Source organism: Pseudoalteromonas sp. Angola-30 (genome assembly GCF_028599215.1).
GTDB classification, from domain to species: Bacteria; Pseudomonadota; Gammaproteobacteria; order Enterobacterales; family Alteromonadaceae; genus Pseudoalteromonas; species Pseudoalteromonas atlantica.
On sequence record NZ_JAQREI010000001.1, the window covers coordinates 564866 to 579426 of the forward strand.

Consider the following 14561-nt stretch of genomic DNA (forward strand, 5'->3'; position numbering starts at 1 on the left):
GGCAATGGCTCAATTATACTTTTACTACTCTGCGATGAATGCGGGTAAATCAACCACCTTATTACAATCTGCGTTTAACTATCGTGAACGCGGTATGGAGCCAGTTATTTTAACGGCTGCAATTGATAACCGCTCTGGTGTAGGAAAAGTATCGTCTCGTATCGGGCTGCAAGCTGATGCGCATATATTTGATGCGTCAAAAAATGTTTTTGAGCTGATCCAAAATCTGCAAAACGAAAAAAAGCGCCACTGTGTATTGGTTGATGAATGCCAGTTTTTATCTAAAGAGCAAGTTATGCAGCTGACTGATGTGGTTGACGAACTTGGTATTCCGGTATTGTGTTATGGCCTGCGAAGCGACTTTAGAGGTGAGTTATTTATTGGCTCTCAGTACTTGCTAGCATGGGCCGATAAACTGGTTGAGCTTAAAACAGTGTGCCATTGCGGCCGTAAAGCCAATCATGTGTTGCGTACAGATGAAAACGGCAATGCCATTGCCGATGGTAACCAAGTAGAAATTGGCGGCAACGACCGTTATGTGTCGGTGTGCCGCAAGCACTATAAGGCTGAGTTAAATATGGGCCGCTAAGGCTCGTATAAAAGTATCTATATCATCTTGGTTTATATCAAGATGAGTGACTAGCCTAAGCTGTTTGCTTGGGCTAATTAATATGCCTTGTTGTGCTAATTGCTCGCTAATATGCGTTATATTTAACTCACTTGAATAGCGCGCATACACCATGTTGGTGGTGTTATTCATATCAACGCTAAACCCATTGAGTTCGTTAAGCTTACTTGCTAAATATCGCGCATTAGCGTGATCGTCTTTTAAGCGAGAGACGTTATTTTCAAGTGCGTATTGCCCCGCGGCTGCCAGCATTCCGGCTTGGCGCATGCCACCACCGAGTACTTTTCTCCAGCGCCGTGCTTTTTTGATAAGCGCCTTTGTGCCTAGTAATAGCGAGCCAACGGGAGCACCTAGCCCTTTTGATAAGCAAATTGAAACAGAGTCAAAGTGCTGGGTAATATCTGTAATATCAACGTTTAATTCAACCGCTGCATTAAACGCACGTGCGCCATCTAAGTGCAGAGCTAACGAGTGCTCATTTACAAGATGACGTGCTTTGGCTAAGTAGCTAAGGGGGAGCACTTTTCCGCCTATGGTGTTTTCAAGGCTAAGTAAGCGGGTGTTGGCAAAATGGCTATCGTCTGGTTTTATTGCGGCGGCAATTTTATCAAAGCAGAGGCTGCCATCGGGTTCATTCTCAATCGGTTGTGGTTGAATAGAGCCTAATACTGCAGCGCCACCGCCTTCAAATTTATAGTTATGGGCATTTTGCCCGCAAATATATTCATCTCCGCGTTCGCAATGAGCCATAAGCGCAAGTAAGTTAGCTTGCGTGCCAGAGCTACAATAAAGTGCGGCTTCAAAGCTAAAACGCTCACTTGCATAGGCTTCTAGCTGGTTTACGCTAGGATCATCCCCGTACACATCATCGCCTACTGGCGCGCTATACATTACATCGCGCATGGCTTTTGAAGGTTTAGTAACCGTGTCTGAGCGAAAATCTATCATGGTTGTTATTCCTTTATTAAGTACTACAGGCTTTATTGTTTTTATGGGTTTAAACAAGCTCTTCAAAAATTTGTTTACGGGTGGCTTTATCAAAATAACTCCAGGCAATAAAGCGACTTACTTTTTGTCCTTGTGCCATGTCTATAATTTTATATTCGGCAATAGGGAGGGAGCTTAATTTATTTTCTAACACTTTAAGTGTTTCTTTTTTTGAAACCAAGGAGGTAAACCATATTACTTGCTCTGCAAATTGCTCACTTTGAGCAATCATATTGCTAATAAACTGTGCTTCGCCGCCCTCGCACCATAGCTCATTATTTTGCCCGCCAAAATTAAGGGTGTTTTTAGGCGATTTCCCTAAGTTTTTCCATTTGCGCTGCGACCCTTTATTGGCCTCTTCTGCGCTTGCGTGAAACGGGGGGTTACACAGGGTTAAATGAAATAAATCTTTTTGATTTATAATGTTTTCAAAAATAGATGATGCGTTTTTTTGGTGTTTAAGGGTTATTTTTAAACCATTAAATTGGGCGATTTGTTTCGCTATTTTTATAGAATTTGCATCGATGTCGCTACCAGTAAAGTGCCAGTTGTATTCATGATTACCCGTTAACGGGTAGACCAAATTGGCCCCTGTGCCAATATCGAGCACCTTAATTTGCCTGCCAGTTGGAATATTTTGTTGGTTGTCGTCGCTTAATAAGTCTGCCAAGTAATGAATGTAATCAACGCGACCAGGAATAGGAGGGCAAAGATTATGCTCAGGAATATCCCAAAAATCTATTTTATAATGCGCTTTTAAAAGCGCTTGATTAAGCGTTTTTACTGCTGTGTTATTGGTAAAATCAATGCTTTTACTCCCCGCAGGGGTGACGATGATGAAAGGGGTTAACGCATCATGTTTATCGCATAGCATGTCTAAATCGTAGCCATGTAAATGTTGGTTGCGTGGGTGAAGCTTGTTAGAGACTTGTTTTGATTTCATAGCATTAATTTAGCAATTAAATAATGGCGCAATTGTATCAAATGCCCCACTAAAAAGTGCAACCATTTACTTTAGAATTAACAGTGGTACTGGTAGGATGAGTGGCTAAAAATAATAAAGGAAAATTTGTGGCAATTACACAGCACTCACATTTTGTTCAACTAGGCAATCAGCAAACGCTACATTTACGCCGTATAGCAAACGACAAGCAAGCGGGCCCCGTGGTGTTTTTTATGCACGGCGCAGTAGAAAACGGCAAAATTTTTTATACTCATAGCAATAAGGGGCTAGCTCCTTATTTGGCTGAGCAAGGCTACTGCTGTTATGTAGCAGACCTGCGCGGGCGTGGAGAGAGCAAGCCGCTTATTTCGCCGCAGGCTAAATATGGTCAAACAGAGGCAATAGTAGAAGATATCCCCGCCTTTATTAATTACATTGAACAATTTGAGGGTAAAAGGCCAGACTATTGGGTTGCTCACTCTTGGGGAGGCGTTTTAATGAATAGTGTTTTTGCACGATTTCCTGAGTATTTAAAAGAGGTTAAAGCGTGTGCTTATTTTGGCTCTAAACGCTCTTTGTTTAACAATCATCCTAAAAAGTTACTACAAGCAAATGTAATTTGGTATTTTATGGCGCCCATATTGGCTAAAAAACAGGGGTACTTAAACGCTAAAGGCTATAAGTGGGGCAGCGATAACGAATCGCAAAAGTCGCATTATCAAAGCATGCAGTGGGCTAAAAAAAGGCCATGGATAGATAGCGATGATGGTTTTGACTATGCAAAAGCCTTAGCTAAAGTGCAGGTGCCTCCTACACTACATATTGGCGCTGTAAACGATAAGGCTCTTGCGCAGCCTATTGATATTAAAAAGTTTATGGCAGAGTCCGGACCTGGAAAACAAACCCTTAAAATTTATGGCAAGCGCCATGGTCATAGTGTGGATTACGATCATATTAATATGCTTACTCACCCTCAGGCACGGGATGAGCAATTTAAAGATGTTGTAAGCTGGTTTAACGAACACAGTTAGGCAATTAGGCTCATTCAAATTGTTTTAAAAGCGGTGTTTTATAGCGCTCCCAATGCGCGAGTGCCTGTGTATTAATTGGCTGCCTAATGGCTTGTTTGCTTAATGTGCTAACAGCAGCCTTACGCTTATAAAATGCTAAGCATTGCGGTTCATACTCACACCCTAAAAACGAAAATAAAGCACTTAGCTGCGACTCAGGATCGGCAACTATTTGCTCATAATGAATATCGTATAACGGTAATAAGGGCAGGCTGCGCCAATGATCCATTAATTTTGCATACAACGCATGGTAAAGTTTAAATTCTTTTAAATCACAAAAGTACGGCTCATTTTCGGCAAAGTAGTTACTGAACACCGAAAAAGCAGTGGCGTTAAAATCCCTATTTAAATTAATAAATTTAGCATTAGGGAACAGCAAGTAAATTAAGCCAATAGACTGATAGTTACTCGGTAGCTTATTAATAATGAAAGGGCGTATAGGCTGTGCTTTTTTTAATTCTTCAATATAAATATTGCGAGCTTTTGCGATTAAATCGTTACTAAGTGCGCTTAAGCATTGCGGGTAAGGGGTTTGCGTTTGCTGCTCTATAAATGCCACCACTTGGTTAGCAATACTGGTGTTTTCACCTAATGTGGCAAACTGTGAGTGGCTGGCCATCATTTGCTCAAGTAAGGTTGAGCCGCTGCGGGGCATACCAATAATAAACACAGGCGTAATAGTGCCGGTAAAAGTGTGATCGGCAGATGCAATTAGCTGTTGTGTATTATGCGTTATAATTGCTTCATAAAAAGGCACTAAGTCACTGGTTTTAAAGTGAGTAAGCTTTTTTTGAAGTTTGTTGGCAAGCACATAGTAGTTAAATGCTTGCTCTGTATCTTCTAGTTTGTCGTAGCTTTTACCTAACGCGTAGTAACACACCATTTTTAAACGCACGTTATTCGTTTGCGTTAAAAAGTGGTGCAGGTTGCTCACATAATTATGTTCTTTATTGAAACGGCCTAATTGTACTAGTTCAAATAAAATATAGGCAGTTACGGGGTAAAGCCCCATGCTTAGCGCATGCGCAAATGTGGTGTGTGCTTTGTCTAATTCGCCGTAGCTTAAATAATGCTGAGCTAAATAATAATGAGGCTCTGGGTTATGGCTTGCAAGGCTTTTAGCATATTCGAGTACTTTAAGCGCATCATTAGGGGAATTAACGCCGTTAAATGCATCGGCAAGGGCGTGCAGTGGCTCAAGCATATGGGGTAAACGTTCGCATGCTTTTTGTAATAAGTATACCGCTGCATCATAGCGCTCTAACCTAAGTGCTATCCTGCCTAAACCAAATAATGCTTCGCCGCTTTGCGGGTTACTATTTAAAATTGCTTTAAAATGAAACTCGGCTTCTTTGAGTTTATTTTCTTGTAATAATTGATTGGCTTTTTTAATTAGCATGATGAGGCATTATTGTTTTTTAATTAATATAAAATAAAAAAGGCGAAATGTCTTAACATTTCGCCTTGGTTTATCATGAAAAAATATTAGAAAGTATAGGTTGCTTTCGCGTAGTAGAAGCCACCGTTAATACCGTATGGAGACGTTTCGTAGTATTGGCCGCCCCAGTTATTGTTAGGGATACCCGTACGGTCTTCAAAATCAAGTTTTTCAGCGTCTTGGTCAAAGATGTTTTGTGCACCTACCGAGAAGCTAATAGACTCATTTAAGAAGTACGTTATTTCAGCGTCAATAGTTACTGCTGCATCAGCTGTTTTTGCTGTTGCATCGTAATCTACGTGAACACCTTGGTATTCGCCGTAGTAATTAGCACGGGTAAACATTGAAAAAGACTCCCACTGCTGTGCCCAAGTAAGCGTTGCACGGTGGTTAGGTAAATCTTCTTCTAAACGCTTAACTTTAAACTCACCGGTAATGTCGCTGAACTTAGTTACCTCAGTTTCATTCCAGTTGTAAGCAAGGCTAAATGTAGAGCTTCCGCCTAGCATGTCAGCTGTGTAGTTTGCTACTAAGTCAATACCTTGCGTTGTTGTATCAAAGTCATTTGTGAAAAAGCTTACTTGTGCATAGCTTTGCGCATTTGGTACGCCTGCTGCTTCTAACGTGTCTTTATCATCTTGGCTAAGTACAATTTTTTCAGATTGGCTGATACGGTCATCAACTTCAATGTTGTAGTAATCAAGTGTTACAAATAAATCGCCAATAGTGTAAACCGCACCTAATGTGTAGCTTTGCGATTCTTCTGGCTCAAGCTCTGTACCACCTAATTGCACTGCAATTGGGTTTGTTGGTGGTAAAAGTGCTGAATCTTGTAATACTCCATCACTTAAGTTGGTTTGTACGTTACTAACGTTCGCTTGGCCAACAGTAGGGGCACGGAAACCTGTGCTTACTGAGCCACGAATATTTAGATCTTCAGTTACGTGGTACTGCGCCATTACTTTGTAGTTTGTTGTTGTACCAAAGCTGTCGTAATCTTCAAAACGTACCGCAAGGCCCATTAAGAATTCTTCTGTAAATGGTGCTTCAATATCTACATAAGCTGCGTAGTTACGGCGTGTATATTCGCCTGCATCAGAAGGTTTGAAACCAGGAAAACCGTTAGAGCCAATACCAAAACCTTGCTCAGTTAAAGGACCTGCAGTGAATGATGCTTCATCACCTGAAATTACAGTAAATGTTTCTTCGTGCCACTCTAAACCACCGGCAATATTTACATCGTACGCTAGGTCAAAATCAAAGCCTTTAGAAAGGTCAAAGTTAAAGTTTTTCTCTAGTTGCTCATATTTACCTGGGCTAAAATCACGTGGGCTGTCTGCACCTAACGACGCATTAACCGTGTCGTAAATAAAGTAGCGAGATTCGTTTAAACCCACCGTACCGCTTAAATCGTAAAATGCATCTTTAAGGAAACCACCCGTAAACATACCCTTTGTACCAATAGTTAAAGAGGTATCGGTAATGTTGCCACCAAAGTTAGGCGTAAAACCGCCAGGAATGGTTTCGTTAAATGCAAAACAATCAGGGTTATTAGCAACACCGCTAATGTAGTCAGGGTTATCTAGTACGTTGTCATCAATTGCGATAGTAGGACAGTTACCGCTCATGTCTTCTGTTAAATCGGCAACAAGTAGTGTTTCACCGCCATCGTTTGAGTATACACCTGGGCGAGTATGCGGGTTACGGTAGTAAAAACCACCACGTACGTCACGCTCAGAGTAGTTACCAAACATATAAAATTCTGAGTCGTTTGTTAGTTCTAAACCAAAGTTACCAAAAATTGAAATGTCGTCATCAACCTCTGGGGCACCCCAAACTTGCGCAAGCGAAGACACTTCTGGTACACCTGCAGCAGAAAGTGCGGCTGCATCAGGGCGTTGCTCTGAGCGACTTGTTGCATCTGCTGTTTTATATTGAAAACTTAAGTTAGCAAAACCGTTGTCTGTAAATGGTAAGCCTACGTTACCCGATATCTGTGTTGTATCACCGTCGCCTTCGTAGTATTGACCATGGCGTACTTCAAATTTACCGCCTTCAGAGGCATCTTTAAGTTGGAAGTTCATTACACCTGCGATTGCATCTGAGCCGTATTGTGCTGCTGCGCCATCACGTAGTACTTCTACTTGCTTAAGTGCAATGCTAGGAATAACTGAAATATCAGCGCCTTGTGCACCATCGTTAATACCACCACCTAAAAATGCAATAACAGAAGCACGGTGACGGCGTTTACCGTTTAAAAGGATTAATGTGCTGTCTGAAGGTAAGCCACGTAAATTAGCTGGGCGTACTAGTGATGCAGCATCACTGATTGGGTTTTGGTGAACATTAAAAGAAGGAACAGAGCCTTTAAGTAGCTCTAGCATGTCTGTGTTACCAGACTTTTCTAGCTCTTCACCGCCAATAATATCAATAGGAACCGGTGAATCACCAATAGAGCGCGGCGCTGAGCGAGTACCCACTACGGCAATTTTTTCAACGTTTTTATTAACTTTAGTTTCACTTTCTTCTGCTGCAACAGCAGAACCTGAAATAAACAAACCTGCGGTGGTTGTTGTTGCTAATGCAAATTTAATTGCTTGATTTAGCGCATTGCTTTTAAGTTTCATTCTAATTTTCCCCAGTTAGAATATATTTTGTACGTAATGCAGTAATTAACATTACTTATTTATAATTTTGGACGTATTCACATGGGGATAAAGAGTCACCTACTCGACTTCTTAAAGCTAAAAGCCCACCTCATGTGAAGTCCTATGTACAGCCTATACATAAAAAACTTTCAGGGCAATTAATAATTAACTCTTTAATAACAAAAAGTTCAAAATAAAATATATTTGCAATAATGGTGCAGTATGTAACTAATTTGAACTAATAAAGTGCGATTTTAACGCTTTTTCGAAGATTTAATGCGCGAAGTGGGTGAGTGAATGTTATCAACTTGTTTCTTTTGGTGAGGCAGGTGGTGTGTTTTGCGCTTGCCAATCACGATATTTTTGTCTGTATTCGTCCCACACGCAAGGGCTACAGCTACCTCCGCCGCAGCATTCATCAGGCTGTGGTTTTTGGGGTTTGGGGAGTACTATTATTTGTTTGTTTTGCATAAAAATGAGCTTGTGAGCACTGTTATGGTGCAAAAGAGTAAAGTATAGGGCGTATTAAGTAAATTATTCTTGTGTAAAACCCCTTATGTGTGAAAATAAAGGGTATGCGATTATATAAAGTTATTCACCGTGCGCCTTGGCGGGTAGTTAAAATTAGTAAAAAGCGCCAACAGCTTCGCTTTCGTCGTGCAATGGTGGCGCTAAAAATTGCTCTTGCGCAAGAAAGGCAAGAAACCATAGAAATGCTCACCATTTATAGGCGTTACACGCAAGGGCAAACCAGCAAAGAAGAGTTAAAGCGTGCTAATGAGCAGTTTGTAGATATTTTAAAAGGGCTTGGCTTAGGTGTATTTGCCGTACTGCCGTTTGCCCCTATTACTATTCCATTGGTTGTAAAGCTAGGCAGAATGGTAGGTGTAGATGTATTGCCTAGCTCGTTTAACATTAATAAACCAGTTAAAGAGCTAGACGCCGAAATAGTTAAAGAGGATTTAAAACAACACACTAAAGCGCCAAATAAAGAATAAATCTGGCTAAAATTAGCTATACCTTTTAGCCGGTCTTATTGGTATGCTTTGAGCTACCATTTTTTATTATATGAGCTTTTCAATGAGTGCATTACTTCGTCATACTTCTTCTGGTATTCCTTTATCTTTTATTCTTAAAAACGAGTTAACTGACTGGCAATCACAACAACCGGCTTTTATCCAAACATGGTTAACAAATAGCGGCTTTGAAAAGCAAGGTTTAGCGCTTGTGCCTGACGCGCAAACCGGTGAGCTAAGCCACGTTTATTGTTTATTACAAAGCCAAGATGATTTTTGGGCCGCAGGCGAGCTTGCCAATAAATTACCGCTGGGCACGTATCAAATTCAAGGCGATGATGCCTTTACAGAGCAAGTCGCGCTTGGTTTTGTGTTAGGCGGCTATGAATTTAGTGAATATAAAGAAAAACCAACGGCCAAAGCACAATTAGCCATTGCCGATGAAGCGCTGTATCAGCGTATTAAGCAACAAGCCGATGCCATTTATTTAGCGCGTGATTTAGTAAACACACCTGCGGTAGATATGATGCCGCAGCATTTATCGCAAGTAATGGAAGATTTAGCCAATAATTACAACGGTGAATTTACCCAGTGGATTGGCGATGAGCTACTTGAGCAAAATTACCCAACAATACACATGGTCGGGCGCGCCAGCGAAAACAAACCGCGTTTACTTGATTTAAAATGGGGTGATGAAAACGCACCACTTATTACCTTAGTCGGTAAAGGGGTATGTTTTGACTCTGGCGGGCTTGATTTAAAACCAAGCACTGGCATGCGTAACATGAAAAAAGACATGGGCGGGGCAGCGCACGTTATTGCTTTAGCGCAGCTAATTATGGCGGCTAATTTACCAATTAGACTGCGTGTTTTAGTGCCTGCGGTTGAAAACGCGGTATCGCGAAATGCATTTCGCCCAGGTGATGTAATTAAAACGCGTAAAGGCATTATGGTAGAAATAGACAATACCGATGCAGAAGGGCGTTTAGTATTGTGTGATGCGCTTAGCGAGGCACAAAACGATAACCCTGAGCTAATTATTGACTTTGCGACCCTTACCGGTGCTTGTCGTGTTGCTTTAGGTACTGAGCTACCGGGCTTTTTCTCAACAGAGCGCGATGTAGCAAATGGTATTATTGATGCCGCTATGGATGTAAGCGACCCTGTATGGCAATTGCCTTTATTTGATCAGTACAAAAGCTTTTTAAAGAGCGATGTAGCTGATATGGCAAACTGTGCCAGCACACCATTTGGTGGTGCAATTACCGCGGCGCTTTATTTAAAAGAATTTGTAGAGCCAACCACTCCGTGGGTACATTTTGATGTAATGGCGTGGAATTTACGTGCTTTACCTGGGCGCCCAACCGGCGGCGAAGCGTTAGGTATTCGTGCGGTATTTAATTATCTGCAAAGCCGCTTTAAATAAACCTTGTTATACGAGGGTTATACCTCGTATAACTCAAGCGGTAAGTTATCTGGATCGGCAAAAAAGGTGAATTTTTTGCCGGTTATTTCATCCACTCTTATCTCTTCCACTGTTATATTTTGTGACTCTAAATACTGCTTAGCTTGGGCAACGTTTTTAACTTTAAATGCTAAATGCCTCAAGCCTTGCGCTTCTGGGTAGCTTGGTCTTGCAGGTGCTCCATCAAACGAAAATAACTCTATTTGGCTGCCATCAGGCATCGCTAAATCTAATTTATACGAATTACGCGCGGCCCTAAAATGCTCGTTAATAACTTTAAGTTTAAGTACGTTACTATAAAAGTGCTTAGAGCGGGCGTAGTCACTGCAAATAATAGCAGCATGATGAATGCCTAATAGTTCCATGTAGTTAGCTCCATGAGTTTGTTCTCCTAAAAACAAAAACGCACTAAAAAGTGCGTTTAATTTTTATGTGCTTTAAAAACGTTTAGCTAGGCTCAGCGTCTTTGCAGGCTTTAACTGCGGGGGCTACAAGCTCAAGGCCGGTTAGCTCACACGGTGGCAAAGTTGCATCACTTACTTTAATCGGCGTTACACGCTCGCCCCATTTTATATAGCTTGCTGCCCACGTTAAACCTGCGCCAAACGCTGCCGACATAATATTTGAATGCGGCTTAATTAAGCCTTGCTCTACGGCTTCACATAACGCAATAGCAATCGTGGCGGCTGAGGTATTACCGTAGTCAGCAATGTTTACCATTACTTTTTCATCCGGCACTTTTAAACGATGCTGAATTGCTTGAATAATACGTAAGTTAGCTTGGTGTGGCACTAATACGTTTATGTCATCGAGGCTTAGGTTGGCTTGCGTTAATACATCATCACACGCTTCGCTCATACCTTTAACGGCACGTTTGAAAATTTCGCGGCCTTCAAATAGTAAGTCCGATGGGCCAATTGGCTCATATTTATTTAAATCACTACCAAAGTTAGTGATATGCAAAATGTCTCTGTCTTCGCTGTCGCAACCGGTTTTAGTACCAAGTAGGCCTGCGGGTGTATCTGCGGCTTCGAGTACTACTGCGCCTGCACCATCACCAAATAATACAGCGCTATCACGGCGTGCCCAGTTTACATACCAGGTCATGCGCTCTGCAGCAATAACCACGGCTTTTTTGATCATACCCGCCTGAATTTGTGCGGTAGCAGCCTGAAGGGCATATAAAAAACCAGAACACGCAGCATTGGTATCCATAGCTGCAGCGCCGGTCGCACCAATGTTTTTTTGTATTAAAGAGGCGGTATTGGCCACCACAGTAGAAGGGGTACACGTTGCTAAAATAACTAAATCGATATCTTTTGCGTCAATCCCTGCACAATCGATGGCGTGCTTTGCGGCAACGGTTGCAAGTTCTGCAGTGCTAACATGGCTAACCCTACGAGATTTAATACCAGTACGTGTGGTGATCCACTCATCGTTGGTATCAACTATTTCGCTAATTTCATCGTTGCTAATGCTTGCTGGTGGAATGCATTTACCCCAACCAGTAATATGTGCGTAGGCCATAGTGTGTTCTCTTAAAAAGGTGGTCTGACGTGTATTGCTAATGGGTGAGTTATATCAAAAATTGCCCTTTAAGAGAAGTTATTAACCTGTTTTGTCTCGTAAATAATAGTAATTGTGGGCAATTTGACGTAAAGCTTGTTTAAAGAGTAAGCAAGTATTAAAACTATACGTAGCGATGTGTTAAACAGCATATAATTGAATAGTGCATGATTTTGCAGCTTCACTTAAACGTAAGTGGCTTGCGTTTATGGCACTGCGTTCAAGCTGTTAGCTTGAGTGAATTAAAGTAAGCCGATATTATTAATTACTGCCCGTTTAACGTATAAACACACAAACACGTGGCAATTGCATACATAATAAGGAAGCCCATGAGCAATAAAATAAAAGTGTCGTTGTTTAATCACTTGATAGAGGCCGAACGACAGTTGCTCGACCCCGATGTTCGTCAATCAAGCCATGCATTAAATGCCTTACTTGATGATGAATTTATTGAAATTGCAGCTAATGGCACCGTATTTGATAAGCAGCACGTACTCACACGTTTACCTACCGAGGTTGTTCCGCAGTTTTATAATCAGCACTTTAAAGGGCGAATGCTTAGCGATGATGTCGCGCAAATTAGTTACCAAGCGGCTTATAGGCGCTCAGCCCGAAGTGAGTTTAATTACTCCTTACGTATGTCGCTTTGGCGTAAAAGTAATGAACAATGGAAAATGGTGTTTCATCAAGGGACCCCGTGCGCGCTGTTTACTATATCAATGGATGAAGATTAACTTTTTTAACGTATTAAATTTTATAGGTACATCACACCTTGTTTATGCAAACCGACCCGACCATTAGTCGCCTTTTAATGCTGCGAAGTGGTGCTATTGCTGTGCAGTTAATTGCTGTACTAAGCGTGTATTTTTTATTAGAACACCAAATAGCGCTACTCCCTTTATTAGTGGTAATAGCTATAGAGGCGATATTTCAATTAGTAAGCGTATTCGCCTATCGAAATGTTAGCCAAGCGCGCCCTATAGGGATGTTAATGCAGCTCACTGCGGATGTCCTGTTTTTAACTATTTTGCTCTCATTAAGTGGCGGCGCAACCAATGCGTTTGTATCGCTATTATTACTACCTATCATGATTGCAGCGGTCACCCTTCGTGAAAAAGGACTCGCTTATATCGCCGTACTGGCAATTGCCGCTTATAGCTTTTTACTCATTAGGATGCCCGATCACAGTATGCATCAAATGAATATGAGTGGGCACTTTATAGGCATGTGGGTTAACTTTGTTTTAAGTGCAAGCGTTATCGCTTTGGTTATTGGTGCTATGAGCCGGGCATTAAAGGAGCGAGAGCGCACAATAGCTAAAGCTCGCGAGCAGCAATTGCGTAACGAGCAACTGGTAACCCTAGATGGCGCTGCTGCGCAAATAACCCATCAACTAGCCAGTCCTATCGCTAACTTACAATTATTATTTGAAGAGCTTTTAGAAGAGCAGCCAAATAACCCTGTCGTTGTGCAAATGCAAACGCCGCTTAAGCAATGTGCTAGGCAATTAAATGACTTTAGAAAGCTCTCTGCTCAGCTTCGTAATAAAAATACCACCGAGCACATTACAGTAAACCAGCTACAAAAGCAGATCTCCGATACATTATTACTGCAATACCCTGATCAGCACATTAATTGGTTAAGTGAGCCAATAGCAGTCATCTTAAAAAGTGATGCAATGCTATTGCCTGCTATTCTTAACTTGCTACAAAATGCATGCATTGCTAATCAAAAAAATAACCAAACCCAGTTAGAGCTAAGCTGGCAGCAAAATAATCAACACAGTGAAAGTATATATTTGCTGATTCGTGATTTTGGTAGCGGTTTTAGCCAATCACAATTAGCAGAGCTTGGCGGGCAACTTATGCCTAGCAGCCAAGGTATGGGGCTTGCGGTTTTACTTTCTAATGTAACGTTTGAGCGACTAAACGGCTCGTTAACTTTGTATAATCACGCTGGTGGCGGGGCAGTGGCTAAAGTAAAATTAGCCATAGCAAATAATGAGCAATCACTTACATGAAATTACTGATAATTGAAGACGATATAAACCTAGCCAGTACACTTGCTCGGCGTTTAACAAAGCAAGGCTTTAGTTGTGAAGTTGCGCATAACCAAAGTGATGCATTACTCAGTGCACATAAACACTTACCAGATTTTATTTTGCTCGATATGAAACTAGGTGACGATAACGGGCTTGCCTTAATTAAGCCACTTCGCAGCTTATTACCGCAAGCGTATATTGTATTATTAACAGGGTTTGCAAGCATTGCCACCGCAGTAGAGGCCATGCGTTTAGGTGCTAACGACTACCTTACTAAACCCGTTGATATGGCCACGCTATTAAAGGCCCTAAACGCAGATTTAAATACACAAAATGTCAGTGATGTTGCCACACCAGTTATGTCACCAGAGCGTTTAGAGTGGGAGCATATTCAGCAAGTGCTACATAGTAATAACGGTAATGTGTCGGCCACTGCGCGGCAACTCAATATGCATAGGCGCACATTGCAGCGTAAGTTACAAAAAAAGCCGGTTCAGCAGTAACCGCTTAAGGGGTATAAAATGAGTGATGATGCGGCTACATTAATGCGTAATCAAAAAATTATATTATTCGATGCACAGTGCAAATTATGTAGTGCGTGGTGTAATTTTATTATTAGGGCCTGTTTATCTTTCGAGGTTAAATTTGCCGCAGTCTGTTTGGTAGTTAGGCAAGACAGAGCCTATGTAGTTTGGTTGTTCCCCATAAATAGGCGATAACGTAGCATTAATGCCAAACAGGCGCTGCCCGAAGGGTTTC

At 41.5% G+C, this 14561-nt stretch carries 14 protein-coding genes; 7 read left to right on the forward strand and 7 right to left on the reverse strand.

The features are described 5' to 3' along the window. Window positions 1-4 precede the first annotated feature (4 nt). Complete coding sequence (locus tag PSH54_RS02540; RefSeq protein ID WP_004588785.1) at window positions 5-589, forward strand: thymidine kinase; 585 nt, start codon at window positions 5-7, stop codon at window positions 587-589. On the opposite strand, the gene ltaE is transcribed toward PSH54_RS02540, so the two are convergent. Together ltaE and rlmF are read right to left on the reverse strand one after the other, a co-directional pair. After that, window positions 572-1576 (reverse strand): low-specificity L-threonine aldolase, encoded by a 1005-nt coding sequence (ltaE, locus tag PSH54_RS02545; RefSeq protein WP_273605413.1) that lies wholly within the window; start codon window positions 1574-1576, stop codon window positions 572-574. The genes PSH54_RS02540 and ltaE overlap by 18 nt on opposite strands. 49 nt (window positions 1577-1625) lie before the next feature. Next, complete coding sequence (gene rlmF / locus PSH54_RS02550) at window positions 1626-2558, reverse strand: 23S rRNA (adenine(1618)-N(6))-methyltransferase RlmF (protein WP_273605414.1); 933 nt, start codon at window positions 2556-2558, stop codon at window positions 1626-1628. A 128-nt stretch (window positions 2559-2686) separates the two neighbouring features. Here rlmF and PSH54_RS02555 point away from each other — a divergent pair, with 128 nt between their 5' ends. Beyond that, on the forward strand, window positions 2687-3589 hold the full coding sequence (locus tag PSH54_RS02555) for an alpha/beta fold hydrolase (RefSeq protein WP_248450388.1): 903 nt from the start codon (window positions 2687-2689) through the stop codon (window positions 3587-3589). Window positions 3590-3599: 10 nt separating this feature from the next. On the opposite strand, the gene PSH54_RS02560 is transcribed toward PSH54_RS02555, so the two are convergent. From PSH54_RS02560 to PSH54_RS02570, 3 genes are all read right to left on the reverse strand, one after another. Continuing rightward, complete coding sequence (locus PSH54_RS02560; protein ID WP_273605415.1) at window positions 3600-5027, reverse strand: tetratricopeptide repeat-containing sulfotransferase family protein; 1428 nt, start codon at window positions 5025-5027, stop codon at window positions 3600-3602. Between the two features lie 86 nt (window positions 5028-5113). Continuing rightward, window positions 5114-7693, reverse strand: coding sequence for a TonB-dependent receptor plug domain-containing protein (locus tag PSH54_RS02565; protein ID WP_004588780.1), 2580 nt, complete (start codon window positions 7691-7693; stop codon window positions 5114-5116). Window positions 7694-8017: 324 nt separating this feature from the next. Then, on the reverse strand, window positions 8018-8185 hold the full coding sequence (locus tag PSH54_RS02570) for an oxidoreductase-like domain-containing protein (protein WP_273588408.1): 168 nt from the start codon (window positions 8183-8185) through the stop codon (window positions 8018-8020). 104 nt (window positions 8186-8289) lie between these two features. Between PSH54_RS02570 and PSH54_RS02575 the strand changes: the two genes are divergently transcribed. Together PSH54_RS02575 and PSH54_RS02580 are read left to right on the forward strand one after the other, a co-directional pair. Further along, window positions 8290-8712 carry a hypothetical protein gene (locus tag PSH54_RS02575; RefSeq protein WP_024031949.1) on the forward strand — a complete coding sequence of 141 codons (423 nt, stop codon included), beginning with the start codon at window positions 8290-8292 and terminating at the stop codon, window positions 8710-8712. 82 nt (window positions 8713-8794) lie between these two features. Beyond that, window positions 8795-10156, forward strand: a complete 1362-nt coding sequence (locus PSH54_RS02580; RefSeq protein WP_273605416.1) for a leucyl aminopeptidase family protein — start codon at window positions 8795-8797, stop codon at window positions 10154-10156. Between the two features lie 17 nt (window positions 10157-10173). Here PSH54_RS02580 and gloA2 read toward each other — a convergent pair whose 3' ends face one another. Together gloA2 and PSH54_RS02590 are read right to left on the reverse strand one after the other, a co-directional pair. Beyond that, window positions 10174-10560, reverse strand: a complete 387-nt coding sequence (gene gloA2 / locus PSH54_RS02585) for an SMU1112c/YaeR family gloxylase I-like metalloprotein (RefSeq protein WP_004588776.1) — start codon at window positions 10558-10560, stop codon at window positions 10174-10176. A gap of 82 nt (window positions 10561-10642) precedes the next feature. Then, on the reverse strand, window positions 10643-11722 hold the full coding sequence (locus tag PSH54_RS02590) for a ketoacyl-ACP synthase III (RefSeq protein WP_138579147.1): 1080 nt from the start codon (window positions 11720-11722) through the stop codon (window positions 10643-10645). A gap of 368 nt (window positions 11723-12090) precedes the next feature. Here PSH54_RS02590 and PSH54_RS02595 point away from each other — a divergent pair, with 368 nt between their 5' ends. From PSH54_RS02595 to PSH54_RS02605, 3 genes are read left to right on the forward strand one after another with little or no spacing between them, the layout of a single operon-like run. Then, the gene (locus tag PSH54_RS02595; RefSeq protein WP_004588774.1) at window positions 12091-12495 is read left to right on the forward strand and encodes a nuclear transport factor 2 family protein; all 405 of its coding nucleotides are present in this window, start codon (window positions 12091-12093) and stop codon (window positions 12493-12495) included. A 44-nt stretch (window positions 12496-12539) separates the two neighbouring features. After that, window positions 12540-13781 carry an ATP-binding protein gene (locus tag PSH54_RS02600; RefSeq protein ID WP_273605458.1) on the forward strand — a complete coding sequence of 414 codons (1242 nt, stop codon included), beginning with the start codon at window positions 12540-12542 and terminating at the stop codon, window positions 13779-13781. Next, the gene (locus PSH54_RS02605) at window positions 13778-14305 is read left to right on the forward strand and encodes a response regulator transcription factor (RefSeq protein WP_029771697.1); all 528 of its coding nucleotides are present in this window, start codon (window positions 13778-13780) and stop codon (window positions 14303-14305) included. Before PSH54_RS02600 ends, PSH54_RS02605 begins: the two co-directional genes overlap by 4 nt. The last annotated feature ends 256 nt before the right edge of the window (window positions 14306-14561 follow it).

Excerpts from the sequence above, each read along its gene's own strand:
- PSH54_RS02540 (WP_004588785.1), top strand. The coding sequence starts at position 5 with ATGGCTCAATTATACTTTTACTACTCTGCGATGAATGCGGGTAAATCA.
- ltaE (WP_273605413.1), bottom strand. The coding sequence starts at position 1,576 with ATGATAGATTTTCGCTCAGACACGGTTACTAAACCTTCAAAAGCCATG.
- rlmF (WP_273605414.1), bottom strand. The coding sequence starts at position 2,558 with ATGAAATCAAAACAAGTCTCTAACAAGCTTCACCCACGCAACCAACAT.
- PSH54_RS02560 (WP_273605415.1), bottom strand. The coding sequence starts at position 5,027 with ATGCTAATTAAAAAAGCCAATCAATTATTACAAGAAAATAAACTCAAA.
- PSH54_RS02565 (WP_004588780.1), bottom strand. The coding sequence starts at position 7,693 with ATGAAACTTAAAAGCAATGCGCTAAATCAAGCAATTAAATTTGCATTA.
- PSH54_RS02570 (WP_273588408.1), bottom strand. The coding sequence starts at position 8,185 with ATGCAAAACAAACAAATAATAGTACTCCCCAAACCCCAAAAACCACAG.
- PSH54_RS02575 (WP_024031949.1), top strand. The coding sequence starts at position 8,290 with ATGCGATTATATAAAGTTATTCACCGTGCGCCTTGGCGGGTAGTTAAA.
- PSH54_RS02580 (WP_273605416.1), top strand. The coding sequence starts at position 8,795 with ATGAGTGCATTACTTCGTCATACTTCTTCTGGTATTCCTTTATCTTTT.
- gloA2 (WP_004588776.1), bottom strand. The coding sequence starts at position 10,560 with ATGGAACTATTAGGCATTCATCATGCTGCTATTATTTGCAGTGACTAC.
- PSH54_RS02590 (WP_138579147.1), bottom strand. The coding sequence starts at position 11,722 with ATGGCCTACGCACATATTACTGGTTGGGGTAAATGCATTCCACCAGCA.
- PSH54_RS02595 (WP_004588774.1), top strand. The coding sequence starts at position 12,091 with ATGAGCAATAAAATAAAAGTGTCGTTGTTTAATCACTTGATAGAGGCC.
- PSH54_RS02600 (WP_273605458.1), top strand. The coding sequence starts at position 12,540 with ATGCAAACCGACCCGACCATTAGTCGCCTTTTAATGCTGCGAAGTGGT.
- PSH54_RS02605 (WP_029771697.1), top strand. The coding sequence starts at position 13,778 with ATGAAATTACTGATAATTGAAGACGATATAAACCTAGCCAGTACACTT.